At 69.7% G+C, this 25,496-nt stretch carries 31 protein-coding genes; 17 read left to right on the forward strand and 14 right to left on the reverse strand.

Translation table 11 applies throughout. The annotated features are described in order from the left end of the window. Nucleotides 1–19 precede the first annotated feature (19 nt). The gene (locus tag DEIGR_RS08970) at nucleotides 20–1,552 is read right to left on the reverse strand and encodes a B12-binding domain-containing radical SAM protein (RefSeq protein WP_058976648.1); all 1,533 of its coding nucleotides are present in this window, start codon (nucleotides 1,550–1,552) and stop codon (nucleotides 20–22) included. A gap of 213 nt (nucleotides 1,553–1,765) precedes the next feature. Here DEIGR_RS08970 and DEIGR_RS08975 point away from each other — a divergent pair, with 213 nt between their 5' ends. From DEIGR_RS08975 to DEIGR_RS09000, 6 genes are all read left to right on the forward strand, one after another. Beyond that, nucleotides 1,766–2,005, forward strand: coding sequence for a KH domain-containing protein (locus DEIGR_RS08975; RefSeq protein WP_058976649.1), 240 nt, complete (start codon nucleotides 1,766–1,768; stop codon nucleotides 2,003–2,005). After that, nucleotides 2,002–2,553, forward strand: a complete 552-nt coding sequence (gene rimM, locus DEIGR_RS08980) for a ribosome maturation factor RimM (RefSeq protein WP_058976650.1) — start codon at nucleotides 2,002–2,004, stop codon at nucleotides 2,551–2,553. Before DEIGR_RS08975 ends, rimM begins: the two co-directional genes overlap by 4 nt. Further along, nucleotides 2,543–3,382, forward strand: coding sequence for a tRNA (guanosine(37)-N1)-methyltransferase TrmD (trmD, locus tag DEIGR_RS08985; RefSeq protein ID WP_058976651.1), 840 nt, complete (start codon nucleotides 2,543–2,545; stop codon nucleotides 3,380–3,382). Before rimM ends, trmD begins: the two co-directional genes overlap by 11 nt. Before the next feature lie 77 nt (nucleotides 3,383–3,459). After that, entirely contained in the window at nucleotides 3,460–4,074 is a 615-nt protein-coding gene (locus DEIGR_RS08990) for an LON peptidase substrate-binding domain-containing protein (protein ID WP_058976652.1), read from the forward strand. A gap of 122 nt (nucleotides 4,075–4,196) precedes the next feature. Next, entirely contained in the window at nucleotides 4,197–6,545 is a 2,349-nt protein-coding gene (gene recG, locus DEIGR_RS08995) for an ATP-dependent DNA helicase RecG (protein ID WP_058976653.1), read from the forward strand. Continuing rightward, nucleotides 6,545–6,901 carry a DUF705 domain-containing protein gene (locus DEIGR_RS09000; protein ID WP_058976654.1) on the forward strand — a complete coding sequence of 119 codons (357 nt, stop codon included), beginning with the start codon at nucleotides 6,545–6,547 and terminating at the stop codon, nucleotides 6,899–6,901. Before recG ends, DEIGR_RS09000 begins: the two co-directional genes overlap by 1 nt. A gap of 195 nt (nucleotides 6,902–7,096) precedes the next feature. Here DEIGR_RS09000 and DEIGR_RS09005 read toward each other — a convergent pair whose 3' ends face one another. Then, nucleotides 7,097–8,026, reverse strand: coding sequence for a ferritin-like domain-containing protein (locus tag DEIGR_RS09005; protein WP_058976655.1), 930 nt, complete (start codon nucleotides 8,024–8,026; stop codon nucleotides 7,097–7,099). A gap of 207 nt (nucleotides 8,027–8,233) precedes the next feature. Here DEIGR_RS09005 and DEIGR_RS09010 point away from each other — a divergent pair, with 207 nt between their 5' ends. From DEIGR_RS09010 to DEIGR_RS09020, 3 genes are all read left to right on the forward strand, one after another. Further along, nucleotides 8,234–8,572 (forward strand): histidine triad nucleotide-binding protein, encoded by a 339-nt coding sequence (locus DEIGR_RS09010; RefSeq protein WP_058976656.1) that lies wholly within the window; start codon nucleotides 8,234–8,236, stop codon nucleotides 8,570–8,572. Beyond that, nucleotides 8,572–9,258 carry an HAD family hydrolase gene (locus DEIGR_RS09015; RefSeq protein WP_058976657.1) on the forward strand — a complete coding sequence of 229 codons (687 nt, stop codon included), beginning with the start codon at nucleotides 8,572–8,574 and terminating at the stop codon, nucleotides 9,256–9,258. Before DEIGR_RS09010 ends, DEIGR_RS09015 begins: the two co-directional genes overlap by 1 nt. 113 nt (nucleotides 9,259–9,371) lie before the next feature. Further along, nucleotides 9,372–9,863 (forward strand): pyridoxamine 5'-phosphate oxidase family protein, encoded by a 492-nt coding sequence (locus DEIGR_RS09020; RefSeq protein WP_058976658.1) that lies wholly within the window; start codon nucleotides 9,372–9,374, stop codon nucleotides 9,861–9,863. Between the two features lie 82 nt (nucleotides 9,864–9,945). Here the strand turns inward: DEIGR_RS09020 and DEIGR_RS09025 are convergent, their stop codons facing one another. Continuing rightward, a complete protein-coding gene (locus tag DEIGR_RS09025) occupies nucleotides 9,946–10,413 on the reverse strand; it encodes an OmpH family outer membrane protein (protein ID WP_058976659.1) in 468 nt (155 codons plus the stop codon). A gap of 67 nt (nucleotides 10,414–10,480) precedes the next feature. After that, complete coding sequence (locus DEIGR_RS09030; RefSeq protein WP_058976660.1) at nucleotides 10,481–10,969, reverse strand: OmpH family outer membrane protein; 489 nt, start codon at nucleotides 10,967–10,969, stop codon at nucleotides 10,481–10,483. A 282-nt stretch (nucleotides 10,970–11,251) separates the two neighbouring features. Between DEIGR_RS09030 and DEIGR_RS09035 the strand changes: the two genes are divergently transcribed. Then, entirely contained in the window at nucleotides 11,252–11,878 is a 627-nt protein-coding gene (locus tag DEIGR_RS09035; RefSeq protein WP_058976661.1) for a CBS and ACT domain-containing protein, read from the forward strand. 71 nt (nucleotides 11,879–11,949) lie between these two features. On the opposite strand, the gene lysX is transcribed toward DEIGR_RS09035, so the two are convergent. From lysX to DEIGR_RS09065, 6 genes are all read right to left on the reverse strand, one after another. Beyond that, entirely contained in the window at nucleotides 11,950–12,813 is an 864-nt protein-coding gene (gene lysX, locus DEIGR_RS09040) for a lysine biosynthesis protein LysX (protein WP_058976662.1), read from the reverse strand. 216 nt (nucleotides 12,814–13,029) lie between these two features. Continuing rightward, nucleotides 13,030–13,203 carry a lysine biosynthesis protein LysW gene (gene lysW, locus DEIGR_RS09045; RefSeq protein WP_058976663.1) on the reverse strand — a complete coding sequence of 58 codons (174 nt, stop codon included), beginning with the start codon at nucleotides 13,201–13,203 and terminating at the stop codon, nucleotides 13,030–13,032. Between the two features lie 65 nt (nucleotides 13,204–13,268). After that, entirely contained in the window at nucleotides 13,269–13,604 is a 336-nt protein-coding gene (locus DEIGR_RS09050; RefSeq protein WP_058976664.1) for a hypothetical protein, read from the reverse strand. A gap of 9 nt (nucleotides 13,605–13,613) precedes the next feature. Next, on the reverse strand, nucleotides 13,614–14,108 hold the full coding sequence (locus DEIGR_RS09055) for a LeuD/DmdB family oxidoreductase small subunit (RefSeq protein ID WP_058976665.1): 495 nt from the start codon (nucleotides 14,106–14,108) through the stop codon (nucleotides 13,614–13,616). Nucleotides 14,109–14,114: 6 nt separating this feature from the next. Beyond that, the gene (locus DEIGR_RS09060) at nucleotides 14,115–14,504 is read right to left on the reverse strand and encodes an inorganic pyrophosphatase (protein WP_236704711.1); all 390 of its coding nucleotides are present in this window, start codon (nucleotides 14,502–14,504) and stop codon (nucleotides 14,115–14,117) included. Beyond that, nucleotides 14,501–15,787, reverse strand: coding sequence for a 3-isopropylmalate dehydratase large subunit (locus DEIGR_RS09065; RefSeq protein ID WP_058976666.1), 1,287 nt, complete (start codon nucleotides 15,785–15,787; stop codon nucleotides 14,501–14,503). Before DEIGR_RS09065 ends, DEIGR_RS09060 begins: the two co-directional genes overlap by 4 nt. A gap of 295 nt (nucleotides 15,788–16,082) precedes the next feature. On the opposite strand from DEIGR_RS09065, the gene DEIGR_RS09070 reads away from it, so the two are divergent. Next, complete coding sequence (locus DEIGR_RS09070) at nucleotides 16,083–17,444, forward strand: esterase/lipase family protein (protein WP_058976667.1); 1,362 nt, start codon at nucleotides 16,083–16,085, stop codon at nucleotides 17,442–17,444. Between the two features lie 64 nt (nucleotides 17,445–17,508). On the opposite strand, the gene DEIGR_RS09075 is transcribed toward DEIGR_RS09070, so the two are convergent. Next, nucleotides 17,509–18,006 carry a TetR/AcrR family transcriptional regulator gene (locus tag DEIGR_RS09075; protein WP_160329925.1) on the reverse strand — a complete coding sequence of 166 codons (498 nt, stop codon included), beginning with the start codon at nucleotides 18,004–18,006 and terminating at the stop codon, nucleotides 17,509–17,511. A gap of 230 nt (nucleotides 18,007–18,236) precedes the next feature. Here DEIGR_RS09075 and DEIGR_RS09080 point away from each other — a divergent pair, with 230 nt between their 5' ends. Continuing rightward, nucleotides 18,237–18,674, forward strand: a complete 438-nt coding sequence (locus DEIGR_RS09080; protein ID WP_058976669.1) for a response regulator — start codon at nucleotides 18,237–18,239, stop codon at nucleotides 18,672–18,674. A 275-nt stretch (nucleotides 18,675–18,949) separates the two neighbouring features. Here the strand turns inward: DEIGR_RS09080 and DEIGR_RS09085 are convergent, their stop codons facing one another. Next, complete coding sequence (locus DEIGR_RS09085) at nucleotides 18,950–19,717, reverse strand: class I SAM-dependent methyltransferase (RefSeq protein WP_058976670.1); 768 nt, start codon at nucleotides 19,715–19,717, stop codon at nucleotides 18,950–18,952. Between the two features lie 28 nt (nucleotides 19,718–19,745). Beyond that, nucleotides 19,746–20,246, reverse strand: coding sequence for a hypothetical protein (locus tag DEIGR_RS21305; RefSeq protein WP_236704712.1), 501 nt, complete (start codon nucleotides 20,244–20,246; stop codon nucleotides 19,746–19,748). Between the two features lie 84 nt (nucleotides 20,247–20,330). Between DEIGR_RS21305 and nadB the strand changes: the two genes are divergently transcribed. Genes nadB through nadA form a run of 3 tightly spaced genes read left to right on the forward strand, consistent with a single transcriptional unit; the run spans nucleotide 20,331 to nucleotide 23,759 of the window. After that, the gene (gene nadB / locus DEIGR_RS09095; protein ID WP_236704792.1) at nucleotides 20,331–21,878 is read left to right on the forward strand and encodes an L-aspartate oxidase; all 1,548 of its coding nucleotides are present in this window, start codon (nucleotides 20,331–20,333) and stop codon (nucleotides 21,876–21,878) included. 34 nt (nucleotides 21,879–21,912) lie between these two features. Then, the gene (nadC, locus tag DEIGR_RS09100; protein ID WP_058976672.1) at nucleotides 21,913–22,761 is read left to right on the forward strand and encodes a carboxylating nicotinate-nucleotide diphosphorylase; all 849 of its coding nucleotides are present in this window, start codon (nucleotides 21,913–21,915) and stop codon (nucleotides 22,759–22,761) included. Continuing rightward, nucleotides 22,758–23,759 (forward strand): quinolinate synthase NadA, encoded by a 1,002-nt coding sequence (gene nadA / locus DEIGR_RS09105; protein WP_083523984.1) that lies wholly within the window; start codon nucleotides 22,758–22,760, stop codon nucleotides 23,757–23,759. The genes nadC and nadA overlap by 4 nt, the downstream gene beginning before the upstream one ends. Before the next feature lie 191 nt (nucleotides 23,760–23,950). Here the strand turns inward: nadA and DEIGR_RS09110 are convergent, their stop codons facing one another. After that, a complete protein-coding gene (locus tag DEIGR_RS09110; RefSeq protein ID WP_058976673.1) occupies nucleotides 23,951–24,616 on the reverse strand; it encodes an MOSC domain-containing protein in 666 nt (221 codons plus the stop codon). A gap of 96 nt (nucleotides 24,617–24,712) precedes the next feature. Between DEIGR_RS09110 and DEIGR_RS09115 the strand changes: the two genes are divergently transcribed. Together DEIGR_RS09115 and DEIGR_RS09120 are read left to right on the forward strand one after the other, a co-directional pair. Next, entirely contained in the window at nucleotides 24,713–25,147 is a 435-nt protein-coding gene (locus tag DEIGR_RS09115; protein ID WP_058976674.1) for a hypothetical protein, read from the forward strand. Then, a complete protein-coding gene (locus DEIGR_RS09120) occupies nucleotides 25,144–25,488 on the forward strand; it encodes an RNHCP domain-containing protein (RefSeq protein WP_058976675.1) in 345 nt (114 codons plus the stop codon). Before DEIGR_RS09115 ends, DEIGR_RS09120 begins: the two co-directional genes overlap by 4 nt. Nucleotides 25,489–25,496 lie beyond the last annotated feature (8 nt).

A 25,496-nucleotide genomic window follows, 5' to 3' on the forward strand; every position in this document is an offset into this window, starting at 1 on the left:
GCTTCTCGTGAGGGTCGGGTCAGATGGCGAGGCCCTGGGCGTGGGCGCTGACGTCCCTGCTCTCGTACTGGCCGGGCGGCAGGCCGATGCTGGGGGTGTTCGCCTCGAATTCGTCGCTCCAGCCGACTTCCTCCAGGACTTTCTTCCACGCGCCGATGCTCTCGTTCCGGTAGATCTGGTAGGCGGCCATGCCGACCTCGGGGCCGCCGCGCGCGATGACGCTTTCCACCCAGGCCCACTTGGCGGACACGTTGCGGAGTTCGGCGGTGGTGCGCAGTTCCTTCTGGATGCGCTTCATGCGCTTCTCGATGGTCTGCACGCCCGCGAAGGGGTCGGCGAAGTGCGGCGTGTGGCGTTTGGGCACGAACGGGCTGATGCCCAGCGCGATGCGGTTGATCTTCGCGAGGTCCTTGGTGAACTCGATCAGTTCGGTGATGTCGTCGTCGTTCTCGGGGCCGAGGCCGATCATCATGTACACCTTGACGCCCTTGAAGCCCAGGTCGCGGCTGATGTGCGCGGTCTTGGTGAGGTCCTCGGTGGTGATGCCCTTCTTCAGCCAGCGGCGCAGGCGTTCGCTGGGCGCGTCGCTCGCGACGGTGAAGGTGCGCAGGCCGCCCGCCTTGAGGATCTCGGCCAGTTCGGCGTCGACGGTGTCGGCGCGGATGGAGCTGACGCCCAGCTTGATGCCACGGTCGGTCAGGGTGCGGCCCACGAACTTGGTGTGCGGGAAGTCGCTGAGGGCCGCGCCGACCAGGCCGACCTTCTCGACCCAGTCGGGGATGGTGTCCAGCAGTTCCTGCGCCTGGTTGTTGCGATTCGGGCCGTACATGGTCCGCGCGAGGCAGAACGTGCAGGGGCGCGGGCAGCCGCGCTGGGCTTCGACGAGGAACATGTTGCTCAGTTCGCTGTGCGGCGTGACGATCTGACTGTACGCGGGCAGCAGTTCCTTGGGCGCGGTGGCCCACTTGGGTTCGTGGACGTGCCGCGCGGGCAGGAAGATGCCGGGCATCCCATCGATCAGGTCGTAGAAGTCCTCGCGGCTCGTCGCCTCGCGCAGGGCCTCGCTGATGACGGGCACGATCTGCTCGCCGTCCCCGATGACGATGATGTCCGCGAAGGGCGTCAGGGGGTAGGGGTTACTGCTCGTGAACGGCCCGCCGATCATGACGATGGCGTCGCTGTCGTCCCGTTCCTCGCGCAGGGGGCGCAGGCCCGCGACGTCCAGCGTGCGGATGATGTTCGTCAGGTCCAGTTCGAACGACACGCTCAGCGCGAAGAGGTTGCAGTCCCCGGCGTCCCGCCCGGACTCGACGGTGGGGAGGGCCTGACCGGTGCGTTCGAAGGCGTCCACGTCGTCGGGCAGGAACGCGCGTTCGCAGGCGACGCCCTCTTCCTGGTTGAACATGCGGTAGATGACCTGGTAGCCCAGCGAGGCCATGCCCACGGAGTAGCGGTTCGGGAAGGCCAGGGTCACGCGGACGGGGGCCTGCTTGTAGATCGTGCCGGTCTCGTCGTCCAGCAGGGGTTTGATGGTCGTGCGCCAGTAGCTCAAGGGTCCTCCGGGGGCGCGCGGCTGGAGGGGGGGTGTCCCTCCGGGCTCCTCACCGGGTCCGCCCGGGGGCGGCGCGCGTCACAATCGGCGATTCTAGCGGAAGCGCGCAGGTGCAAGTGGGGGGCGCGTCACGTGCCGCCGCGTGCCGGGGCGCACACCGGGGGCATGGGAGGCGTCCGGCGCGCGGGGGGTGCATGGCGTAGAATGCCGCGCATGAAGAGTGATCCCGTGGATCTGACCCTGTTCCTGGCGCAGAGCGTGGTGGACCAGCCGTCGCTGGTGCGCGTCTCGAAGCGCGGCCCGACCGTGATGGTGCGCGTCGGCCCCGGCGAGGAGGGCCGCCTGATCGGCCGTCAGGGGCGCGTGATCCAGGCGATCCGCACGCTCGTGCGCGCCGCGTCGGACCCGCGCGAACGGCTGAACGTCGACCTGGACGCGCCCAGAAAAGCGTGACGGGCGGGCAGGACCGGACGCGGCTCGGGTATTTCCTCGGGCCGCATGGCGTGAAGGGTGGCGTGAAGGTGTACGTGCTGGGTGACCAGGAGCAGTTCCGGGCGCTGAAGCGGGTGTTCGTGGAGGGGCGCGGCTGGCTGCGTGTCGCGCGGCTGGAGATGCTCGCGCCGGGCGTGGCCCTGCACCTGGCGGGCGTGACGTCGCGCGAGGCGGCGGAGGAGTTGCGTGGCCTGAACGTGTTCGCGGCGGACGACGAGCTGCCCGAGCCCGAGGAGGGCGTGTACTACTACCACGAGCTGCGCGGCCTGACCCTGCACGGCGCGGGTGGCGAGGTGCTGGGCGAGGTCGTGGACGTGGAGGACGCCGGGCATCAGGACCTGCTGGTCGTGCGGCACGAGGGCGGCGAGTCGTTCGTGCCCCTTCAGGCGCCGTACGTGCTGGTGAACCTGAACGACCGCAGGCGCCCGGCGTCGCTGGCGCTCTCCGCGGACGCCCCGGCGGGTCTGCTGGAGGCGGATGCCCCTGAGGTCGGCGGCGATGACGCCTGAGCCCACCCCGGACGGCCCACTGACCTTCTCGTTTCTGACGCTGTTCCCCGAGTTGCTGGCGCCCTTCGCGTCCGAGGCGATCCTCGGGAAGGCCCGCGAGCGGGGGTTGGTGGACGTGAACCTCGTGAACATGCGGGACTACTCGCAGAACAAACACCTGAAGGTGGACGACACGCCGTACGGGGGCGGGGCGGGCATGGTGATCCGCGTGGACGTCGCCGAGCGCGCCATGGCCAGCCTGCCGCCTGCCGACGAGGTAATCCTGTTCAGTCCGGCCGGGCAGCCGTTCACCCAAGCGGTCGCGGAGGAACTGGCCGGGAAGGCGCACCTCGTGTTCCTGTGCGGCCGCTACGAGGGCTTCGACGCCCGCGTTGAGGGGCTGGTCACGCGCGAACTGAGCATCGGGGACTTCGTGATGATGGGCGGCGAGGCGGCCGCCGCGTGCGTGCTGGAGGCCGTGGCCCGCCTGCGGCCCGGTGTGCTGGGCGACGCGGACTCGCACCGGGCCGATTCGTTCAGTTCGGGCCTGCTGGACTACCCCGAGTACACGCGGCCCCTGGCGTGGCAGTCGCAGGAGGTGCCGGAGGTGCTGCGCGGCGGGAACCACGCGGCCATCGCAGCGTGGCGGCGTGAGCAGGCGCTCAGGCGTACGCTAACCCGCCGCCCGGACCTGCTCGCCTCGGCCCCGCTGACCCCGCAGGACAGCGCCACGCTGCTGACCCTGGGGGCCACCCCGGACGACCTGACGGGCTGGGGCGCGCCCCCACCGCCGCCACCGAAGAAGCCGAACCGCAAGAAAAAACCGATTGGGACGCCCTCCGGAACGTGAGAATCCAGTCAAAACTTCGTTTCTTCTGTGGGATGCGCTCAAGTCGCGCGGGGCGGAACGCGCCAGCATGACAGCCTATGCGCGTTCCGCTGTTTCCCCTGCCGAATCTGGTGCTGTTCCCGGGCGTGGTGCTGCCGCTGTACGTGTTCGAACCCCGGTACCGCACGCTGCTGGCGGACGTGCAGGCCAGCGGGCAGCCGTTCGGGATCGTGCGCATCCTGCAGACGTCCAAGGAGTCGGATCTGCCGTTCCAGGACCGGGTGTCGCGCGTGGGTACCCTGGCGCACCTGCGGCACGCCGATCCGCACGAGGACGGCACGAGCACGATCATCATCGCGGGCGGCGACCGCTTCCAGGTGCAGGACTTCCACACGGACCACCCGTACCTGAGCGCCGACGTGACCCTGTGGCCGCTGGAGGCTGAAGGTGACCTGAGCCCCGCCGAGGCCGAGGGGGCGGCGCAGGCCACCGCCCGTGAACTCCTGTCGGCCCTGCTGCGCCTGAACCCGGAGAACACCGAGGCTCTGCGCGCCGCCGCCCCGGAGGACCCCCTCCTGATCGCCAGTTTCGCCGCGAGCGTCCTGCCGCTGAGCCCTGAATCGCGCGAGGACGCCCTGCGTGCCCGGACGCTGCTGGACCGGCTGGACCACCTGCTGGGACAGGTCCCGACGACCGCGAAGACGCTGAATTGAGCTGAGGGTCGAGGGTCTAAGCGTCTAAGGCTGATCCCCTTTGACGCTTAGACCCTCGACCTTTCGACCCCAAAATTCTGTCCCGCACATAATCGAGTCCGCTCTGCTAGGCTGTGTGCTCGATGGCGACGGTGGCGGAATTACGGGAGAAACTGCGGCGGCCCCTGGCGGCGGAGCTGGCGTCCGGCTGCCAGAACCGCGTGGTGGCGGGCGGCGTGGAGAAACTGCTCGCCTCGCCGCTGGGGAACCCCTTCCCGAAGGTGCGTGAGGCCCTGGCCGGGTACGCGGGTCTGGACGCGGCAGGGCGCGAGGTGGCACTGCGCGCGGCCCTGGACCTGCTGACCGAACCCGACAGCCAGAAGGCCGCGACCCGCGCCGCCCCGGTCGCCAGGCGGGTCGCCGTGCCCACCGCCGAGCCCGGCGAGCGCCTGCTCCCGGACGCGCCGGTCGAGCGGCTCGACAGTGGCCCCGGCGGCGCACGCAAACTGCACACGCTGGGCCTGCACCTGCTGCGCGACGTGCTGCACGCCTACCCGCACCGACACGAGGACCGCCGCGCCCTGCCCGACCTGTCCGAGATCGAGGAAGGGCAGAAGGTCACGGTGGAGGGCCGCGTGGTCGCCAAGTCCCGCCGCAGCCCCAAACCCGGCATGCAGATCCTGGACGTGACGCTGGAGACGCCGTCCGGTGGGCGCGTGAAGGCGACGTGGTTCAACCAGCCATGGGTGGAGAAGCAGCTGCGCGAGGGCGCCCGGCTGGTCCTGACGGGCCGCGTGAAACGCTTCGGGCGCAGCGTGCAACTGGGCGTGGAGCACCTGGAGACCGTGGACGGCGCGCAGGACAGCCTCAGTACCGGGCGGATCGTGGGCGTGTACGACGCGAAGGACGGCATCTCGCAGGAGTTCCTGCGCCGAGCCGCGTTCCGCACCCTCCAGGCCGTGCCGCTGGACGATTACCTGCCCGCGCACTGGCGGCGGCAGTACGGCGTGACGGACCTCAGCGACGCGCTGTGGGGCATCCACTTCCCGGCGGACGAGGCGCACCTGAGCCGCGCGAACCACCGCCTGCGCTTCGACGAGTACCTGTTCCTGGAACTCCGCATGCTCCTCCAGGGTGAGGACGCCGTGCTGCAGGGCAAACGCTTCAACGCGAAGGGCGACGACATCCACACCTTCGAGGGCGCCCTCCCGTTCCGCTTCACGAACGCGCAGCGGCGCGTGCTGCTGGAAATCACGGACGACATGCGCAGCGACCGCCAGATGGCCCGCCTCGTGCAGGGAGACGTGGGGAGCGGGAAGACCGCCGTGGCCGCCTGCGCCCTGTACCTCGCCGTGCGGGACGGCTACCAGGGCGCGCTGATGGCCCCCACCGAGATCCTCGCGCGGCAGCACTACGCGAACCTCGTCGGGTACCTCGGACAGCTCGACATCCGCGTGGGCCTCCTGATCGGCGCGATGACCCCGAAGACGAAACTGGAAATGCAGACCCGCATCGCCGAGGGGAACGTGGACGTTGTGGTCGGCACCCAGGCGCTCATTCAGGAGAACGTGCGCTTCGACAACCTCGGGCTGGCCGTCGTGGACGAGGAACACCGCTTCGGCGTGCAACAGCGCCGCAAACTCCTCGCGGGACGCCCCGACGTACTCGTCATGAGCGCCACGCCCATCCCCCGCTCGCTGGCGCTCACCGCGTACGGCGACCTGGAACTCAGCATCATCGACGAACTGCCGCCGGGCCGCACACCCATCGAAACCAAACTCATTCAGGACACCGCCCGGCAGCAGGCCTACGGGTTCGTCATGCGCCAGATCCGCGAGGGACGGCAGGCGTTCGTCGTCACGGCCCTCATCGAGGAGAACGAGAACCTCGAACTGCTCGCCGCCACGCAACTCGCCGACGACCTCAAGACCATCCTCCCGGAAGCCCGCATCGACCTGCTGCACGGCAAGATGAGCGCCGCCGAGAAAGACCACGTCATGGACCGCTTCCGCGCGCACGACTTCGACATCCTCGTATCCACCACCGTCATCGAGGTCGGCGTGGACGTCCCCAACGCCACCGTCATGGTCATCGAGAACGCCGAACGCTTCGGCCTCGCCCAGCTGCACCAGCTGCGCGGCCGCGTCGGCCGGGGCAGCGCCCAGAGCTACTGCGTGCTGATCGCCGGGGAACACAGCAAGAAAACCCGCCAGCGCCTCAAGATCATCGAAAGCAGCACCGACGGCTTCGTCATCGCCGAGGCCGACCTGAAACTCCGCGGCCCCGGCGAGATCCGCGGCACCCGCCAGAGCGGCATCCCCGACCTGCGCCTCGCGGACCTCGCCAACGACACGCAGATCATCGAACAGGCCCGCGAACTCGCCAAACACATCCTCGCGCACGACCCGAAACTGGAACACCCCCGCCTCCAGTACCTCCGCAGCGAACTGCAGAACCGCAGCCAGAGCGTCGCCTACAGAGAAGTGATCTGATGACCCCGCCACCGCTTGTGGTGTACGTGGATGTGGACGAGACGCTGGTGCGGAACGTGGGGCGGTCACGGGTGCCGATCCCGGGGGCAATCGCTCATGTGCACGAGCTGGCGGCGCAGGGCGCGGAGCTCTACTGCTGGAGTTCCGGCGGGGCCGCGTACGCGCGGGACAGTGCGCGTGAGGTGGGCCTGGAGGGCGTGTTCGCGGCGTTCCTGCCCAAACCGCAGGTGCTCGTGGACGATCAGCGGGTCGAGGCGTGGCGGCGGCTGGTGCAGGTGCATCCGCTGTCCTGCCCAGGCGAGTCGGTGGCGTCCTACCGGGAGGCGCTGGACAGCACCGGCCGGTCAGAGCGCTGAGGCCCTGACCGGCGGGTGGGAACAGTTCTGTTGAACCGCTGTTCTCCGGATTCCGTCCGTTTCGTGGGCAGATCGGAAAGTCACCGATCTGCCCACTCCACTTCCGGAATCCTTTCGTACCCTTCTCGCTCTTCTCTGAAGCTCTGCGAGTCCGCTCGGGTTGAACGGTTTGGGAAAACCGTCCAACCAGGGGAATTACTTGATGTTGCCGTTCAGGCCGTTGGGGTAGAAGCCGCCCTTCTTGGCGCCGGGGGCGAGGTAGACGATGTTCAGCACTTCGCGGGTGCTGCGGGGGAACGCGACGCCGTTCGCGTCGGCCGGGGCGATGACGGCGCGGCCCGCGTTGTCGGTGAGGCCCTGATCCTTCATGCCGCCGACCTTGCCGCGCAGGTTGCTGATGGCCTGCACGACCTGTCCGACGTACAGTCCGGCGGCGGCGCTGACCTGGCGCTGCTGGAAGAGCATGCTGCGGATGGCGCCGCCGTGGTATGCCTCGACGGCGAGGATGCCGGCAGCGGCCTGGAGGTACGCGGGGTTGGTGATGAGGGTCGCGGCGCCGTTGTAGGCGGTGACGCCCACGTCCTCGAAGATGAACGCGCCGTGCAGGAAGAACAGGTCGTTGGCGAAGGGGTTGAAGCCGTCGATCTTCCCGCCGCTGGCGGCCTGTCCGGCGGCGCGGAAGGCGCCGTTCAGGTCGATGACGGGGCGGGGTGCGGCGGCCTTGCCGAGTGCGCCGTGCAGGAACTTGACGTGCGCGAGTTCGTCCTCGGCGATGTCGCGGGCGAGGGCCTGGACGTTGCCGTCCTTGAACTGCATGCCGCGGTCCTGGTCGAGGCTGGCGGGCAGGATGATGTCGGCGCCGCCGCCGATCTTGCGCAGTTCGTTCACGCGGCCCACGGCGGCGAGGTAGAAGGCCGCTTCGAGGTATTCGAGGTTCAGGGCGAAGTTCAGGACGTCGCCGTCGATGTTCTTGGCGGGGGCGGCGCTGGCGGTGCTGCCCGCGGCGAGGCCCATGGCGGCGGCGCCCAGGCCGAGTTTGCCGAGGAAGCCCATGGCGGCGCGGCGATTCATGGCGGTTTCGTTCTGGGCGTCGGTGATGATCTGCTGTTCGGTGTGGTGGCTCATGGTGGTGCTCCTGGGTGTGGTCGCCCCTGGACGCCGCCTGTCGGGGGGTCCGGTGTGGGGGTGGGGAGGTTGGGGGGGTGAACCGTCGCTGGGTGGCGGGGTTCGTTCTTGACATCCAGCCATATGCGGGGCGGGGCGGGGTTGGATCACCGCCCGGGTGAACGTGAACGCCACATGAAGGCGAGTGGGGTGGGTAGAGTGGGCGGCATGAGTGACCAGCCCACCCTGTTCGAGCGGATCATCGCGCGGGAGATTCCCAGTGACATCGTGTTCGAGGACGAGCATTACATCGCCATCCGGGATATCGCGCCGAAGGCTCCCATTCATCTGCTGGTGATTCCCAAGCGCATGACGCCCCGCGTGGACGCGATCACGGACGCCGCCGAGATGGGCGAGCTGTGGCTGACGGCCGTGAAGGTGGCGCGGCAGCACGCCGAGGATTACCGGCTGGTCGTGAACTGCGGGACCGGGGGCGGTCAGGTCATCTTCCACACGCACATTCACGTGCTGGCGGGCTGGGAGCACGGCCCGGACAGCGACACCTGATGCCATTCGAGGAGATGCCGTTCGAGGGGGTGCTGTTCGATCTGGACGGCGTGCTGGTGGACAGCGAGCACCGGGCGGAGGGGGTGTGGGTGCGGACGCTGGCCGAGCACGGCCTGCCCATTGCAGCGAACGAGTTCTCGCATATGGCGGTCGGGCAGACCTTCCCGAACGTGCTGCTGCGACTTCAGGAGCTGCACGGCTGGACGGCCACGGACGCGTTCCTGCCGGTGCTGGAGGAACGGTTCAATCAGGCGTTCCATGACCTCCCGGCCATTGAGGGCGCACGGGAGACGCTGCTGGCCCTGCGCGCGGCAGGGATTCCGTTCGCGGTGGCCAGCAACAGTGAACGGGGTCGCCTCCACCTGAAGCTCCGCGCGTCGGGACTGGCGGACCTGGTCGGGGCGCACGCCTACGATCCGTCGTGGGTGGGTGGGCGGGGCAAGCCGCACCCCGAGCTTTACGTGTTCGCGGCTGCCCGGCTGGGCGTGGACGTCACGCGCTGCGTGGTCGTCGAGGATTCCGTGCCGGGCGGCACCGCCGGGGTGGCGGCGGGCGCGACCCTGTTCGCGCTGCTCGCCGCCGGGCACATCCACCCGGACAGCGCCGCGCACATGCAGGCCATCGGGGCGTCGCGGGTGCTGCGCTCACACCAGGAATTGCGGGAGGCGCTGGGTCTGTCCGCCTGAGCGCGCCCGGCCCCTCATGTCCCCGTGAGGGGGCGTTCACGCGGGCTTCGGGCGGCGTTCACACGGTGCCGACGGCTGCATTCTGCGCCCGGGCCGGGTGGGAGGCTCCGGACATGACACAACAGCAATCCGGAGACGTGAAGAAACTGGCCGACCTGATGGGGGGCGTGAAGTTCGCCATGCTGACCGTCCAGACGGCCGAGGGGCACCTGCACGCGCACCCCATGACCACCCAGGAAGTGGAATTCGACGGGGACATCTGGTTCATCGGCGGGAAGGACACCGAGCAGGTCGCCGCGATGCGCGCCCACCCTCAGGTGAACGTCAGCTACGCCCGCCCTGACAAGGGCGTGTACGTCAGCGTGAACGGCGAGGCGAAACTGGTCGAGGACCGCGCCAAGCTGGACGAACTCTGGAGCGACATGTACAAGGCGTACTTCCCGCAGGGCAAGGAAGACCCGAACATCCAGCTGATCCACATCGCCGCGAACGGCGCGGAGTACTGGGAGAGCGACGGCAAGGTCCGGAGCCTCATTCAGATCGCCAGGGGCCTCGTGACCGGCGAGCACGCCCACCAGGGCGAGAACGAGACCATCAAGCTCTGATCCTGAGGGCACGCACAGTCGAAGAGGGGGAGCCGGTGACCGGTCTCCCCCTCTTCTGCTGCTCACTGATGTGCGCGTCCGGTTATTTGACTTCCTTCAGCACGGCCTGCGTGAGGTCCACGGCGGTGTTCGCGTGGACGATCAGGTTCGTGGCGTTGGCGACGTTGGCGTCCAGCACGATGCTGTACCCGTTGGTCTTCGCGACCTTCGCGACGGCCGTGTTGACCTTGGTGGCCAGCGGTTTGAAGGCCGTCTCGATCTGCTTGACGTACCCGTCGCGGACCTTGGCGTAGTCCTGCTGGGCCTTGGTGAGCGCGGCCTTGTCGGCGGCGGTACCGCGGGCGGCCTTGGTGGCCAGGGTCTGTAGGGTGGCCTGACGGGCCTTGAGGTCGGCGCTGGACTTGGTGTTCAGGTCCAGGTAGGTCTTGCTGCCGCTCATGTTCTTGATGACGTTCTGGACGTTCACGACACCCACGCGGTTCTTGCTCTGCTGCGCGTGAGGGACGGTGGCGAGGAGCGCCAGGGGCGCGAGGATCAGGAAGCGGTTCATGCGAACCTCCTTGCAAGGCGCAGCGCCGGTCGGGCCTGCGGGCAGGCGGCGACCGGCGCTGGGTGGGTTACTTGATGTTCTTGGCGACGGCGGCGGTCAGGTCGGTGTTGTCGTCGGCGTAGATCACGAGGCCGCTCTTGGCGGCGACGGTCTTGTCCATGACGATGCTGTAGCCGTTGCTCTTGGCGACGGTGTTCACGGCCTTGTCGACAGCCTGCTCGATCTCGGTGATCTTGGGGTCGATCTGCTTGTCGTAGTCCGCGGCCTTGGCCTGGATGGTCTTCACGAGCTGCTCGCGGGTCTGCTTCTCGGCGGCGGTGGCGCTGGCGCCCTTGGCGTCGATGGCCTTGATCTGCTTGTCGATCGCGCCGAGTTCCGCTTCGGCCTTCGCCTGGATGTCCTTGATGCTCTTGTCGTTGGGGTGGGCGGCCAGGAGCTTGCTGACGTCCACGAACGCGACCTTCTGGGGGGTGGTCTGCGCGTGGGGGGCGACCATGCCGAGGCCGAATGCGGCGGCGAGGGCCACGGGGGCCACGAGTTTCGCGCTGATCTTCATGCCTGGAAACGTAGCACGCGGCATTCTGAGCCGAATGAAGGGCACCTGACGCGCGTCACATGCACTTCCCATCCGTGCGGTGTCATACGGACTCCGATTGAATGGGCTGCACAGCCCGCTGTGTCCGAGCGGAGGAGAGAAGGAGAGAAACGCCCCTCCGGACGTGCAGTCGGCAATCCGGTGAAGTTCCGGAGTGTTGGCGAAACAAACGGAATCCGTATCATCCGTCAGGGCGGGACGTTCTGGCCGCCCCCGCGCGCCCGGGCTGGGTACACTGCGGGTATGCTCGTTCGCGACTGGATGACCCGCAACCCGGTGACCGTCACCCCCGACACGCCCGTGATGGACGCCCTGAAGATCCTCAAGGAGGGCGGATTCCGCCGCCTGCCGGTCCTGGACGGGCACGGACGCCTGGTGGGCATCACGACCCGCAAGGACCTGAAGGACGCCATGCCCAGCAAGGCCACGACCCTGAGCGTGTGGGAACTGAACTACCTGCTGAGCAAGCTGACGGTGGACGAGATGATGGCCCGCCCGGTCATCACGGCGGCCGAGGGCGAGTACATGGAGGACGCCGCGCTGCGGATGCAGGAGCATCACGTGGGCGGCCTGCCGGTCCTGAACGACGCGGGGCAGCTGAGCGGCATCATCACGACCATGGACGTCCTGCGGGCGTTCACGGGCATCCTGGGCATGCGCGAGGGTGGGCAGCGCCTGACGCTGGACATGCCGGACGTGCCGGGCAGTCTGGAGAAGGCCACGCACGCGATCCTGCCGAGCAACATCATCTCGGTGGCGACGTTCGGCGGGGAGAACGGCCGCCGCCGCTTCGTGATGCGCGTCAGTGGCGAGGGCGTGCGGGACGTGCGGGACCGCGTGCGCGCGGCGGGCATCGACGTGCTGGACTGAGCACAGGACAGAGGGAGGCCCGGTGTGTAGCGCACCGGGCCTCCCCTGTTGGCCTGTTCCGGGGTTTGCCTTTACAGCAGGCTGATCGCGTACTCGCCCATCAGGCGCGGGATGTTCACGCCGGTGGTCGCCACGGAGTTCTTGAATTCCATGGTGTGGTTGATCTCGATGATCTTCAGGCCGCCCCACTCGTTCTGTGCGGCGGGGTCCTCGACGAGGTCGATGGCGACGATCTGCCCGTGTACGGCGGCGGCGGCCTTCCCGGCGAGGTCGGCGATCTCGGGCGTGACGGGGCAGTTGCTGGCTTTCGCGCCGCGCGCGGTGTTCGTGATCCAGTGTTCGCTGGTTCGGTAGATCGCGCCGATGCACACGCCGCCCACCACGAACGCGCGGATGTCCCGTCCGGGCTTGTTGATGAGTTCCTGCACGTAGAAGATCCCGTGCTGCGGCCCGCCTAGGACTTCCTTGTGCTCGATGACGGCCTCGGCAGCGGCGCGGTCGTTCAGGCGGCTGACCATCCGGCCCCAGGAGCCCACGGTGGGTTTCAGGACGACCGGGTAGCCCATCTCCTCGATGAGGGTCAGGGCGGTGTCGCCGTCGAAGGCCACGCCGGTGCGGGGGGTGGGCAGCCCGTGGGCGTGCAGGGCGGCGTTCGTGGCGAGCTTGTCGCCGCACAGTTCGATGACGTGCGCGGGGTTGATGACCTTCACCCCGAAGCCTTCCAGCGCGCGCGTCACGCCGTGGCCGCGGCTCTGGCTGACGCAGCGTTCGATGGCGACCTTCCAGGGCACGCCCGCGCGGCCCTGCTCGTCGAAGGTGACCTTCAGCTGCGGGGTGTAGACCTTGTCGTAGGGAACGCCGAGGTCGTCGAGGGCCTCGAAGAGCATCTTCTCGTCGGGGCGGATGCGGTCGTACAGGACGGCGAGGTCGGCCATGCTGGTCTCCTGGGGGAAAGCGGGCGGGCGGTCAGACGGCAGAGGTGCCAGGGCGTGGCAGCGATCCTCCGCTTCAGAAACGGGCGAACAACACGTCCGTTCCTTCCACTTCAGATCGCTGCTGGAATCGGGTTCTCGCTCCGCTCAGGTCCGACACCTTCGGGAACTGCGCCCTCAGCTGCCGGACCACCGGGTTGACCGCCCACGTATTCCGCTTTACTCGCCCCAGTCCTCCGCTTCCTGCGGGGCGGCTTCGAGGCGGGGCGGGTCGATGGAGACGACCTCGTATTCCACGCCGGTCTCGTCGTCGATGACGAGTTCGCCCAGTTCGGGGTTGGTCAGTTCGATGGTCGCGCCGGTATCGGGGTTTTCAAATTGAACAGTAGCCATAATCACTCCTTGCGTTTGATAGGCTAAACGATATCGGGCTTATCGTTTGTTATTGCCTAGGGGACTCACCCTTCCTCGTCCGCCAGTTCCAGCTCGAACTTCGCGCGGCAGTGCGGGCAGGTCATGAGCGCGACCTCCACGCCGTCCTGCGCGCGGGTCATCGGGGCCGCCTGCAGCATCTCCGCCGTCACCTCGAACTCCTCGTCGCAGTTCAGGCAGGTCGTCATCGCGCCCAGCAGCTCCAGTTCGAAGTCCTCGCCGCCGTCGTTGCGGGTCACCTCCATTTCCGAATGACAGGAGGAACACACGATCACGTCCCCCACCTGAAGCTCCGCGCGGTCCTGATCCGTCAGTTCCAGCACCTCGGCACAGATGGGGCAATCAATCTCAAGGGTCGCCATGAACCCAGTTTAGGCGGGCTCGCCGGGAAAACGCCCGTGCTTCTTGAAGAACGCCATGATGCTCCCCTCGGCCAGCGCCTCACGCAGGAACTCCGGCGGTGGCGGCAACTGCACCGTCCCGCCCGCGTACGTCAGGACGCCCGTGGGCACGTGCAGGGACACCTCCGCGCCATCCTCCAGCAGCCCGGTCAGGTTGTACTCGAACGCCGGAATGCCCAGGTTCAGGAGGTTGCGGTAGTGGATCCGCGCGAAACTCGGCGCGACGATCCCCCCAACCTGTAACTTCTTCAACGCCTGCGGAGCGTACTCACGGCTGCTGCCCAGCCCCCAGTTCCGGCCCCCGATCAATACGTCACCGGGCCGCACGGATGCGGCGAACTCCGGGCGGATGTAATGGAACGCGAACGTCTGGAACACGTCCTCGCCCGCCATGAACGGCGCGAACTTGCCCGGCAGGATGTCGTCGGTATTCACGCTGTCGCCAAATTTCCAGATTCTCGGCATGCTGGGTTACTCCTGGCCCGAACGGCCTGAATGGTCAAGGGGATGAGAGGTCGGGCGAGGCAGCACCACGCAGCCAAACGAGCCCGGCCAGGACAGGAACGCCTGCACCGCCTGCATCTGCCCGGGCGTGCAGCCCAGCAGCAGTTTGAGTTCCGTGTCGCGCTTGCGGGCGTCCACGGTGGCGACCACACCCGTCACGGCCCGCGCGCCGGGGTGGCCCACGAACACGTCGATCTCCGCGCCGTCGCCGGAGGTCGTGCCGCGCAGCGACCCGTAATCGAGCGGGTAGGGGGTGTCCGGGAAGCGCGGGTGGGCCGACCCGGCGGGGCGCTCCACAACTACGTCGGCGTCCGCCATGAGGGCGTCGAGGACCGCCCAGAAGTTCGGGTCGGTCACACACCCACCGGGGTGGCCAGGACGTCCTCGGGCAGCGAGACGCGGCCCATGACGGCGGTCGCGGCGGCCACGGCGGGCGACGCGAGGTAGATGCGGGCGTCCTTGTCGCCCATCCGCCCGATGAAGTTGCGGTTGCTGGTGCTGACGCAGACCTCGCCGGGGGCCAGCACACCCTGGTGGCGGCCCATGCACGGCCCGCAGCCGGGGGTGCCCAGCACGGCCCCGGCGCGTTGCAGGGTCAGGAGCGTGCCGTCGGCCATGGCGTCCTCCATGACCTGACTGCTCGCCGGGATGACCAGCAGGCGCGTGCCGGGCGCGACGCGCCGTCCGCGCAACACGTCGGCGGCGGCGTGCAGGTCCTCGATGCGGCCGTTGGTGCAGGTGCCGATGAACACCTGATCCACGGGCACGTCGCGGAGGTCCTCGCGCAGCTGGGCGACGTCGAACACGTTGTCCACCTCGCTGGGGGCGCTCATGCGGGGGTTCAGGGCGCCCAGGTCGATCTCGATGCTCTGCACGTACGTGGCGCCCCCGTCCGGGTAGACCCAGTCGGGGATGTCGTAGCCGTACGCGGTGAGGATCTCGCCGCCGGGGACGACCAGTCCGGCCTTCGCACCCGCCTCGACGCAGAGGTTGGCGAGGGTCATGCGTTCGCCGCGCGTGAAGCGGTCCCCGGCATGCATCTCGATGCTCTGGTACGTGGCGCCGTCCGCGCCGAGGCGGCGGATCATCTCCAGCGCGACGTCCTTGGCGGTCACGCCGGGCCGCAGGTCGCCCGTGAAGGTGACTTTCACGCTGTCGGGGACTTTCAGCCAGGTCTTGCCGCTGGCGGCGGCCAGGGCGATGTCGGTGGCGCCCATGCCGCTGCCGAACGCGGCGACCGCGCCGTACGTGGTGGAATGGCTGTCGCTGCCCAGCACGATCCAGCCGGGGCGGGCCAGGCCTTCCTCCATCAGGACCTGGTGGCAGATGCCGCGGCCCACGTCGAACAGGCGGACGCCGGTCTGCGCGGCGTACTCGCGCGCTTCCTTCTGCGCCTGGGCGACGCTGACGGTGCTGGCGGGAGCGACGTGGTCGATCACGATGCTGACCCGTTCGGGGTATTTAGGCGTGGCGCCGAGGTCCTGCTGCATGCGCTGGATGAAGCTCTGGGCGATGGAGTCCACGACCATGACCTGATCGACCTCGACGACCGCGAGGTCACCGGCGTACACCGTCTGCGTGCCGCGCCGGGAGAGGATCTTTTCCGCCATGGTCTGCGGGCGGGGGGTGGGGTTCGTCATGCGCCCCATGATGCCGCATTCCGCAGCGGACGGCGTGAGATTGACTGGATTTTCCAGATAAAACTTTTCAATCGCCAATCCCCCTGGGAGCTGGATTCGGGGACCGTATGGAGCGGAACGCCACGCCGCGCGTCCCACACTGCCCGAATCCGTTCTTCTGAACCCGGGTCAAGACAGCGGGTCAGCCGGGTGTCACCATGCTCGCGTACCCACAATTCACCCGGCGACCGGCCCCCACACGCCGCCCCCGACCCGGGCGGAACGTGGCCGCCTGGGTCGCCACCCAGGAGACCGTATGACCGCACCCCGCCTTCCCCTCACGCTGCTCCTTGCCGTCACCAGCCTCCTGTCCGCGTGCCGCAGCGACCCCGCCGCGCCCACCCCGGCCAGGGCGGACACCCGCCTGAGCGTCGCCGCGACCCCCACCCCGACCGAGGCGACCGCCACGCCGAAACTCACCGACCTGACCGCCACGTACCCCGGCGGCACGCAACCGCGCACGCTGGCCCTGGACAAGAGCGTCCCGCTGATCCTCGTGCACGGGCTGGGCGGCTGGGGCCGCGACGAGGGGCTGGGCCTGCGCTACTGGGGCGGACTGCTGGACGTGCAGGCCGACCTCCGCGCCCAGGGGTACACCGTGTACACCGCCAGCCTGGGGCCGGTCAGCAGCAACTGGGACCGCGCCGCGGAACTGTACGCGCAGATCAGGGGCGGCTGCGTGGACTACGGCGCGGCGCACGCCCAGACGCACGGACACGCGCAGAAGGACACGAAGAAATGCTACGCGGGGTTCTACCCCGGCTGGGACGCCACGCGCCCCGTGAACCTGCTGGGGCACTCCATGGGCGGGCAGACCGCGCGGCTGCTCGTGAAACTGCTGGACGACGGGGACGCCGCGAACCGCGCCAGTGGCGGCCTGTTCACCGGGGGCCGCGCCGGGTGGGTGCGCAATGTCATGACGGTCAGCTCCCCGAACAGCGGCTCCCCGGCCGCCGACACGTTGCAGGACTCGATTCCCATGTTCAAGAACCTGATCCTGGCCTTCGCGTCCAGCGTGGGTGGCCTGGATCCCGAAAATTTCGTGTACGACTTCGACCTGGGCCACTGGGGCCTGAGCCGCGCGGCCGGTGAGACCTTCACCTCGTACAACACGCGCGTGTTCAACTCCGGCATCTGGACGTCCCGCGATCAGGCCGCGTACGACCTGAGCGTGGACGGCTCGGCGGCGCTGAACACGTACGTGGGCCGCAGCCGCACCACGAAGTACTTCTCCTGGGAAACGAACGCCACCAGCAGGGGCCTCGTCTCGGGCTGGCACTACCCGAACCTGACCATGAACGCCGTCCTCTCCCCCATCGCGTACCCGTACGCGTGGCCGCTCAAGCCGGGCCTGGGGAACATCAGCGGCCGCAGCCCCGGCGGGATCGGGTACGACAGCTCGTGGTGGGCGAACGACGGGATCGTCCCGAACCGTTCCATGAACGCCCCGCTGGGTCAGAGCAGCGCCGCGTACACCGGGCAGATCACGGCCCCAGGAAGCTGGTACCGCCTGGGCCGCGTGGACGGGTACGACCACATCGACATCACGGGGAACCTGTCCTTCCGGGACGTGAAGGCCTTCTACCGCAATCAGGCGGCGTTCCTGGCCGGGCAGTAAGCGCGACCCCCCCGAAGCGGGAGGCGGCCCACAGCTTGGGCCGCCTCCGTTCACGTGATGGGGTTTACGGGCAGAGCTGGCCGCTGCACAGCGCGTGGTACCGGCGGGACATCTCCTGCGCGGGCGTGGCGCAGCGGTCCTCCTCGACCCACCACCACGTCAGGGCCAGCAGGCCCCCACTGAGGTAATGCGCGGCGTACCCGACCGCCGTGTCGTTCGTGGGAACGCGGCCCGGCATGACGAGGTCCTGCATGATCACCGCGAACTGCCGCTCGTACCGCGAGAGGATCGCGTGCGGACCGCCGTCCGGACTGAGGGAACCCAGGATCGGGGCGATGTGCGCGATATGCGCGAAGTACACGGTCCAGCGGGTGTCGTCCGAGCCGGTCCAGGCGCGCAGGGCGTCGTGGACCCGGCCGATCATCTGCAGGAGGTAACTGCTGAGCACCTCGTCCTTGTTCTCGAAGTGCAGGTAGAAGGTCGAACGGCTGATGTTCGCGCGGTCGCAGATGGCCTGCACCGTGACGGACTGAAGGTTCTTCTGTTCCAGCAGGAGGTCCACCAGTGCGGACTGGAGCGCCGCCTTGGTTCGCCTGACACTGCGGTTTCGGGGCACCATACCCACCCATTTTATGAGACCTTCATCTTCAGGGCCTGACTGAACACGTCTTCCTCTGGACAATGCCGTGACAGCTGTCCACTTCTGAACTATCCGGCGCGCCGTGCCCGGCCATGCCCCGCAGATCGGCGCGCGCCGCCGCCCGACACGTGGCAGAGTGACGGCACCCCACCATGACCCGTCCCACCCTTCCCGACGTCACCACACGGTCACCCCTGATCGTCGTCCTGGACGACGACCCGCACGAATGCACCCTGCTGGGCACCCTGATCCAGGACACCTGGCCGCGCTGCGCGGTGCAGGCCGGACCACCCACCGCCGCGCTGCTGCGCGACCTGACCCGACCGGACGGCCTGCGCCCCGACCTGCTGATCGTCGAGCAGGACATGCCCGGCTGCATGGGCCTGGACATCCTGCGGGCCGTGCGGGCCTCGCCGGGCGGGCAGACGCTGCCGGTCGTGATCCTCAGCGCCGACGAGGACCTGCGCGGCGCGGCCGCCGCCCGCCGCGCCGGCGCCAGCGCGTACCACGTGCGCCCCACCGCGCCCGCCGCGTACCGCGCGCTGCTGGCCGACCTGCTGCGGTCCTTCCTGCCCGACCGGGCCGACTGACAGCAGAATTCAGGAGTATTGAAGGTGCCCTTCAATACTCCTGAACGAGCGGAGCGAGCACCTGACATCACCAGCGGTTGGAAGTGGAATTGAAGGGCGTGGTGTTGGCCCTTCAATGGAACTGGAAACCGCTGTGATACGGATTCCGTCTGTTTCGTGGACGGATCGGAAGACCACCGCTCCGTCCACGCCACGTCCGGCACCCGCTTCACTCCTCCTCGCATCCGCTGGGGCTGAAAGCTGTTGCACACCTGTCGACCGGAGTCCGCATGACGTCAGTCCAGGCGGCCCAGGAACGCCTGCGTCTGGTACGCCAGGGTGACCCCTCCGCCTTGCGCGTGCCGGTCAAAGGCACTGTCCAGCGCGCGCTCCAGCGCCGGGTAGGTCTCGTCCCCGTGGTTCGGCAGGTAGCTGACGCTGGTCGCCAGGGCGCGCAGGCCCTCGCGCGTCAGGGGGTGCCCGTGCGTGAAGGTGTGCCGCGTGAACCCACCGGGGAGGTGCTGGGGCAGTTCGTCCTCCAGCACGCGGGTCCGCAGCGGGTCGTCCCCGGTGAAGGCCCGGACGACCTCGCCGTACGCGCGGTTGAAGGGGCTGTCCGCCGCGCGCCAGTCGTTCCAGACGAGCAGCACGCGCCCGCCGGGCCGCAGCACCCGCCGGAACTCCGGGACGGTGCGGGCCGGGTCGAACCAGTGCGCGGCCTGCGCCGCCGTGATCAGCCCGGCGCTGGCGTCCGGCAGACCGGTGGCCTCGGAGGTGCCCGCGTGGACGCTCAGCCCCCCGGCGCGGACGGCACCCTCCAGGCTGGTTTCTAGGTGGGCGCGCATCTCCGGGTTGGGTTCCACCGCCGCCACGCGCGCCCCACCTGAGAGCAGCAGCGCCGTGAACCGCCCGGTGCCCGCGCCGATGTCCGCCACGCCACCCGACAGCAGCCCGGCCTCCTGCAGCCACGCGCCCAGCGCGGCGGGGTAACCGGGCCGGGCGGCGGCGTACGCGTCGGCGCGGCCCAGGAACCGCGCGGGATTCACCACCTGCGAGTCGGTCATGCCCGGAGCATACGCGCCGGGGAGCCGCTCAACCGCCGGATCTGACCGGCCCGGCCGGGGCAGCCTCGGTTTCGGGCGCTTCGGTCGGGGCCGGCTCGGTCTGGACGGGCTCAGTCAGGGCAGATTCAGTCAGGGCCTGTTCGGACGCTGACGGGGCAGCCGGTGCCGGGTGCGCGGGCGCGACGCTGCTGGGCGCCGGGCTGGCCGGGACGATCGGCGTGGGCTCGGCGCGTTTGCCGCTGCGGCCGCGCTTCGGTCTGCCGGGGGCGGCGCGCCTGACCTCGGGCTGGGTCGTGTAGGGCCGGACCGGGGCGCGCACGCTGGGCCGCCACGCGCTGGCCACGAAGTACACCACGCCCGCCAGGACGCCGGTGATCAGCAGGAACCACAGCAGGCGGCCCAGCACCCCGGCCGCGCCAACGATGAACAGGCCCAGGCCGGTCAGGAGCTGCCCGAGGAGCCACACGGCGGCCAGGGCCGTCACCGCCAGCAGGATCACGCCCGCCAGGGCCAGCAGGATTCGGGTCATCGGTTCGCAGTGTAGCAAGGGGCGTGTCCCCCAGATGGGCACCGCGCATCAGTGGCGCCCTGACGTACCCTGGGCGGCGTGAAGATGCTGGAGACGGAGCTGCTCGTGGTGGGCGGCGGGGTGGCCGGGGCGTACGCGACCCTCACGGCGCGCAGTTACGGCGCGGACGTCATCCTGGCCTGCAAGACGCCGCTGGTGGGCGGTTCGACCCGCTGGGCGCAGGGCGGGATCGCCGCGCCGCTGGCAGAGGGCGACGAGGACGCGCACGCGCAGGACACCGTGAAGGCCGGGCGGGGCCTGTGCGAACCGGAGGCGGTGCAGGCGTTCGTGCGCGACGCCCGCTCGCACGTGGAGACGCTGCGGGACCTGGGCGTGACGTTCAGCCCGCACGCCACCCTGGAGGGCGGGCACAGCCGGGCGCGCATCCGGCATCAGGGGGACGCGACCGGGCACGCGATCAGCGTGGCGCTGGCCGAGGCGCTGCAGGCGGGCCGCAGTCCGGCGCTGCGGGTGCTGGAGCACGCGTTCGTACGGAACCTGCGCGTGTCGGGCGGCGCGGTGGTCGGCGCGGACCTGCTCACGCCGGACGGCCCGGTGCGGGTGCGGGCGGGGGCGGTGCTGCTCGCCACGGGGGGCTTCGGGCGGCTGTACCCGGTGACGACCGCGCCGCCCGAGGGCACCGGGGACGGGCTGGGGCTGGCGTGGCAGGCGGGCGCGGCGCTGCGCGACCTGGAGTTCGTGCAGTTCCACCCGACCGCCGTGGTCCGCGGCGGCGCGGCGCATCTGGTCACCGAGGCCGCGCGGGGTGAGGGGGGCCGGCTCCTGAACGCGCGCGGCGAGCGTTTCATGGAGCGCTATGACCCGGCGCTGGAACTCGCGCCGCGGGACGTGGTGGCCCGCGCGATCGCCGCGGAGATCGCCGCGACGGGCCGCGTGGATCTGGACCTGCGGCACCTGGGCGCGGCGTTCGTGCGCTCGCGCTTCCCGACGGTGACGGCGTCCCTGGCCCCGCTGGGCCTGGATCTGGGCGCGGACCTGATCCCGGTGCAGCCCGCCGTGCACTACACGATGGGCGGTGTGCAGACGGACGTGCAGGGCCGCTCGACCGTGCCGGGCCTGTACGCGGCGGGCGAGGTGGCGTCCAGTGGCCTGCACGGCGCGAACCGCCTGGCGAGCAACAGCCTGTCGGAGGGACTGGTATTCGGCGCGCGGGCGGCCCGCGCGGCCCTGGCCGCCCTGAAGGCCGTGCCCGCCCGCTCGGAGGACCTGCCCGCGCCGCTGGTGGACCCGGCCTGCCTGCCCACTCTGCGCTCGGTGGTGGCGGGCGCGGCGGGCCTGCGCCGGGACGCGGCGGGCCTGCGCGCGGCGCTGGACGGCTGGTACTGGCCGACCGTGACCGCCGAGTCCCGCGAGAGTCTGGAGGCGGGGCACCTCGCCCTGATCGGGGAGCGGCTGCTGCGCGCGGCCCTGGCCCGCGAGGAATCGCGCGGCGGGCATCACCGCACCGACTTCCCGCGTGAGGCGGCGTCGGCCGCGCACTCGGTGCAGTCGCGGGCGCTGGGGGATGGGGTGGCCCGCGTGCCGGTGGGCGTGCCCGAGGCGCGCGCCGCTGTGCTAGGGTCTTCCGCGTGAATTCCCGCACAATACCCCCCGTGGGGGTCATCCCATGTTGAGTCTGGATGAGCGCCTGCGCGCCGCGCTGGCCGAGGACATCGGCCGGGGCGACGCCACGACCCTCGCCACCATTCCCGCTGCGCAGCAGGCCCGCGCCGAGTTCCTGCTCAAGGAGGCCGGGGTGCTCAGCGGCCTGGAGGTCGCCACGCGCGTGTTCGCGCTGGTGGATCCGGCCGTGACCGTCACCTGGACCGCCCGCGACGGCGAGGCGCGCGGGCGTGGCCCGATCGGGACGGTGCAGGGCGCGGCCCGCAGCCTCCTGACCGGCGAGCGGCTGGCGCTGAACCTCATGCAGCGCCTGTCGGGCGTGGCGACCCAGACGCGCCGTCACGTGGACGCCCTGGGTGAGTCACGCACGCGCCTGCTCGACACGCGCAAGACCACGCCGCTGTGGCGTGACCTGGAAAAACAGGCGGTTCGGCACGGGGGCGGCTTCAACCACCGCGCGGGCCTGGACGACGGCATCCTGATCAAGGACAACCACGTCGCGGCCGCCGGGAGCATCACCGTGGCGATCCGCCGCGCGCGGGACGCCGCGTACCTCCTGAAGGTCGAGTGCGAGGTGCCGGACCTCGCCGGGCTGGAGGAAGCCCTGCGCGCCGGGGCGGACCGGGTGCTGCTGGACAACATGAGTGACGACCTGCTCGCGCAGGCGGTCGCGGTCCGGGACCGCCTCGCGCCGCACGTCACGCTGGAGGCCAGCGGGAACATGACCCCCGCGCGCCTGCCTGCCGTGGCGGCCAGCGGCGTGGATTTCGTGAGCGCCGGGGGCCTGACCCATTCCGCGCCCGCGCTGGACATCAGCCTGAACTTCATTCCCCTGCCCGAGGACCCACAATGACTGACCCGAACGTGAATCCCGTCGTTCCCCGCCCCCAGACCCCGCACCGCGACCTGCTGCAACTGGAGGTCCTGCCCGACGAGGCGCAGCTCCGCGCGGACATCAAGCGGCTGCGCAAGGAACGCAACGCGGTGATCATCGCGCACAACTACCAGCGGCCCGAGGTGCAACAGATCGCCGACTTCGTGGGGGACTCGCTGGGCCTCTCCCGGCAGGCGGCGAATACCGACGCGGACGTGATCGTGTTCGCGGGCGTGCACTTCATGGCGGAAACCGCCGCGATCCTCAACCCGGAAAAGACCGTGCTGCTGCCCGACCTGCGCGCCGGATGCTCGCTGGCGGACACCGTGACCGCGCAGGGCATCCGCGACTGGAAGGCGCAGAACCCCGGCGGGCTGGTCGTGACCTACGTGAACACCACCGCCGACGTGAAGGCCGAGAGCGACTACTGCGTCACCAGCGGCAACGCCGTGCAGGTCGTGCAGAGCCTCCCTGAAGGCGTGCCCGTCCTGTTCGCCCCGGACCGCTTCCTGGCCGCGCACGTGATCCGCGAGACGGGCCGCGCCATGGACGTCTGGGACGGCGCGTGCCACGTGCACGAAGCGATCCGCCCCGAGGACGTGCAGGGCCAGCAGGCGGCGTACCCGGACGCGGAACTCCTCATCCACCCCGAGTGCGGCTGCTCCAGCAAGATCCTCGGCGCCATTCCCGAGTTGCAGCTGTACTCCACCGAGGGCATGATCCACCGCGCCAAGGCCAGCCCCGCGCAGGAATTCATCGTCGTCACCGAGACCGGCATGGTCACCCGCCTGGAACACGACGTGCCCGACAAGACCTTCATTCCCGTCAGCCGCACCGCCTGCTGCGAGTACATGAAGATGATCACCCTGGAGAACATCCGCGACGCCCTGGTGAACCTGGAACCGCGCGTGACCGTCCCGGCGGACATCCGCGCGCTGGCCCTGAAACCCATCGAGCGCATGCTCGCCATCGGGTAATAAGAACTCCGGTTGAAAGGTCTGCAAAAACTTTCAACCCGAGCGGATGCGAGTGGGAGCAACACGGGTTCCGGGCGTGGAGTTGACAACCCGGTGATGTTCCGGGTTGTCAACGAAACAGACGGAATCCGTGTAAGGACGGGGCAGAGGGCGCGCGGACTGATCGAACGTCCGCGCCCCCTCTGCTTCGGTCAGCCCCGCGCGTCGTCCAGGTGTTCCTGCACGTGCTTGCGCAGTCGGGCGGCCAGCGGCCAGCGCAGGTACCCTTCCAGCGTGGCGGCGCCCGGCTTGGCGCCGAACGACAGGTCGAACAGTTCGCCGATGGTCGGGGCGCCGTCCCCGGCGGGCGTGAAGGTCACCGGGTCGCCCGCGCCCACCGTGCCGGGCTGGAGGACGCGCAGGTACGCGCCGGGCCGGCGGGCCTGCGCGAACTGCTTGGCGAAGGTGCCGTCCCCCATGTGGGCCGCGAGGGTCGCGCAGGGAATGCGGGGCGCGGTGACCTCGAACACCATGTCCCCGCCGGGGGCGTGCACGGTCAGGCGGTCGCCGACCCGGAGGTGCGCGGACTCCAGTCCGCTCAGGACGAGGTTCTCGCCCAGCGTGCCGGGCCGCAGCGGTTCGCCCAGCGTTTCGGTCCAGTGGTCGTAGTCGGGCGCGGTGTACAGGTACGCCGCCTGATCCGGGCCGCCGTGGTGCTTGCGGTTGTCGATATGGTCGCCATCCAGCCGTGCCGTGCCGACGGTCACGCGGCCCGGCACCGGGTGCTTGTCGATCCCGCTGATGTCGTCGCGTTTCCCGACGCGCAGGGCGGTCGGCTGCCCGACGCACACGGCATCCAGCTTGAGGGTAGGAGTCATGCCGGCCAGCGTAGCGTGCCGGGTGCGGGGTGTGGCCGACAGGAGCGTGGGGCGCGGTGACCGCTGTCCTCGTCAGGAACGCGGGCGTGTGATGGAATGCGGGGCGTGAGTGTTCCGCCCCCCGCGTCTCCCTTCGATCCCGCCCTGGCCGAGGCGGGGCGAGTCCCGACCCTGGCCGTGCTGGTGTCCCTGTTCGGCCTGACCGTCCTGCCGTTCCTGGCGGGCCTGATCCAGGGGCAGACCGACGGCGTCCTGCGGGAACTGATCTACGCGGCGGGCACGGCGTTCCTGCTGAGCATGGTGTGGCGCGGCAGCGTGTGGGCGTGGCGCCTGACCCTGAGTTTCGGGATGCTGGCGGGCTTCCTGGTGTTCATCGTGGGTATGCTGGCGGGCAGCGCGTCGTGGCGCGGCTGGATCGTCAGTCTGGCGGGCGTCGGTTACCTGCTGCTGTGCACCGCGCTGGTGGGGACGCCCAGCATCCGCGCGTTTCTCGATTCCCGCTGGGCGCAGCGGTCCGGGCGGCGGGCGTGAGCGGCGAGCGGCGCTTCACGGTGCAGGGCACGAACAACTCGTTCACCTGCGCGAACTGCGGGTCCGAGGTGCACCCCCTTCAGAACGGGTCGGTGCGCAACCACTGCCCGGCGTGCCTGCACAGCCTGCACGTGGACGTCATGCCCGGCGACCGCGCCTGCGACTGCCACGGCGTGATGGAACCCGTGGACGTGGACCAGAGTGGGAAGAAGGGCTGGGTGATCGTGCACCGCTGCCGCAAATGCGGATTCACGGGCCGCAACCGCGCCGCGCTGGACGACCCAGGGCAGCCGGACAGCTGGGACGCCCTGATCGCGATCAGCAGCCGCAGGCGCGACTGATCAGGCTG

The sequence above is a fragment of the Deinococcus grandis genome (assembly GCF_001485435.1).
GTDB lineage: Bacteria > Deinococcota > Deinococci > Deinococcales > Deinococcaceae > Deinococcus > Deinococcus grandis.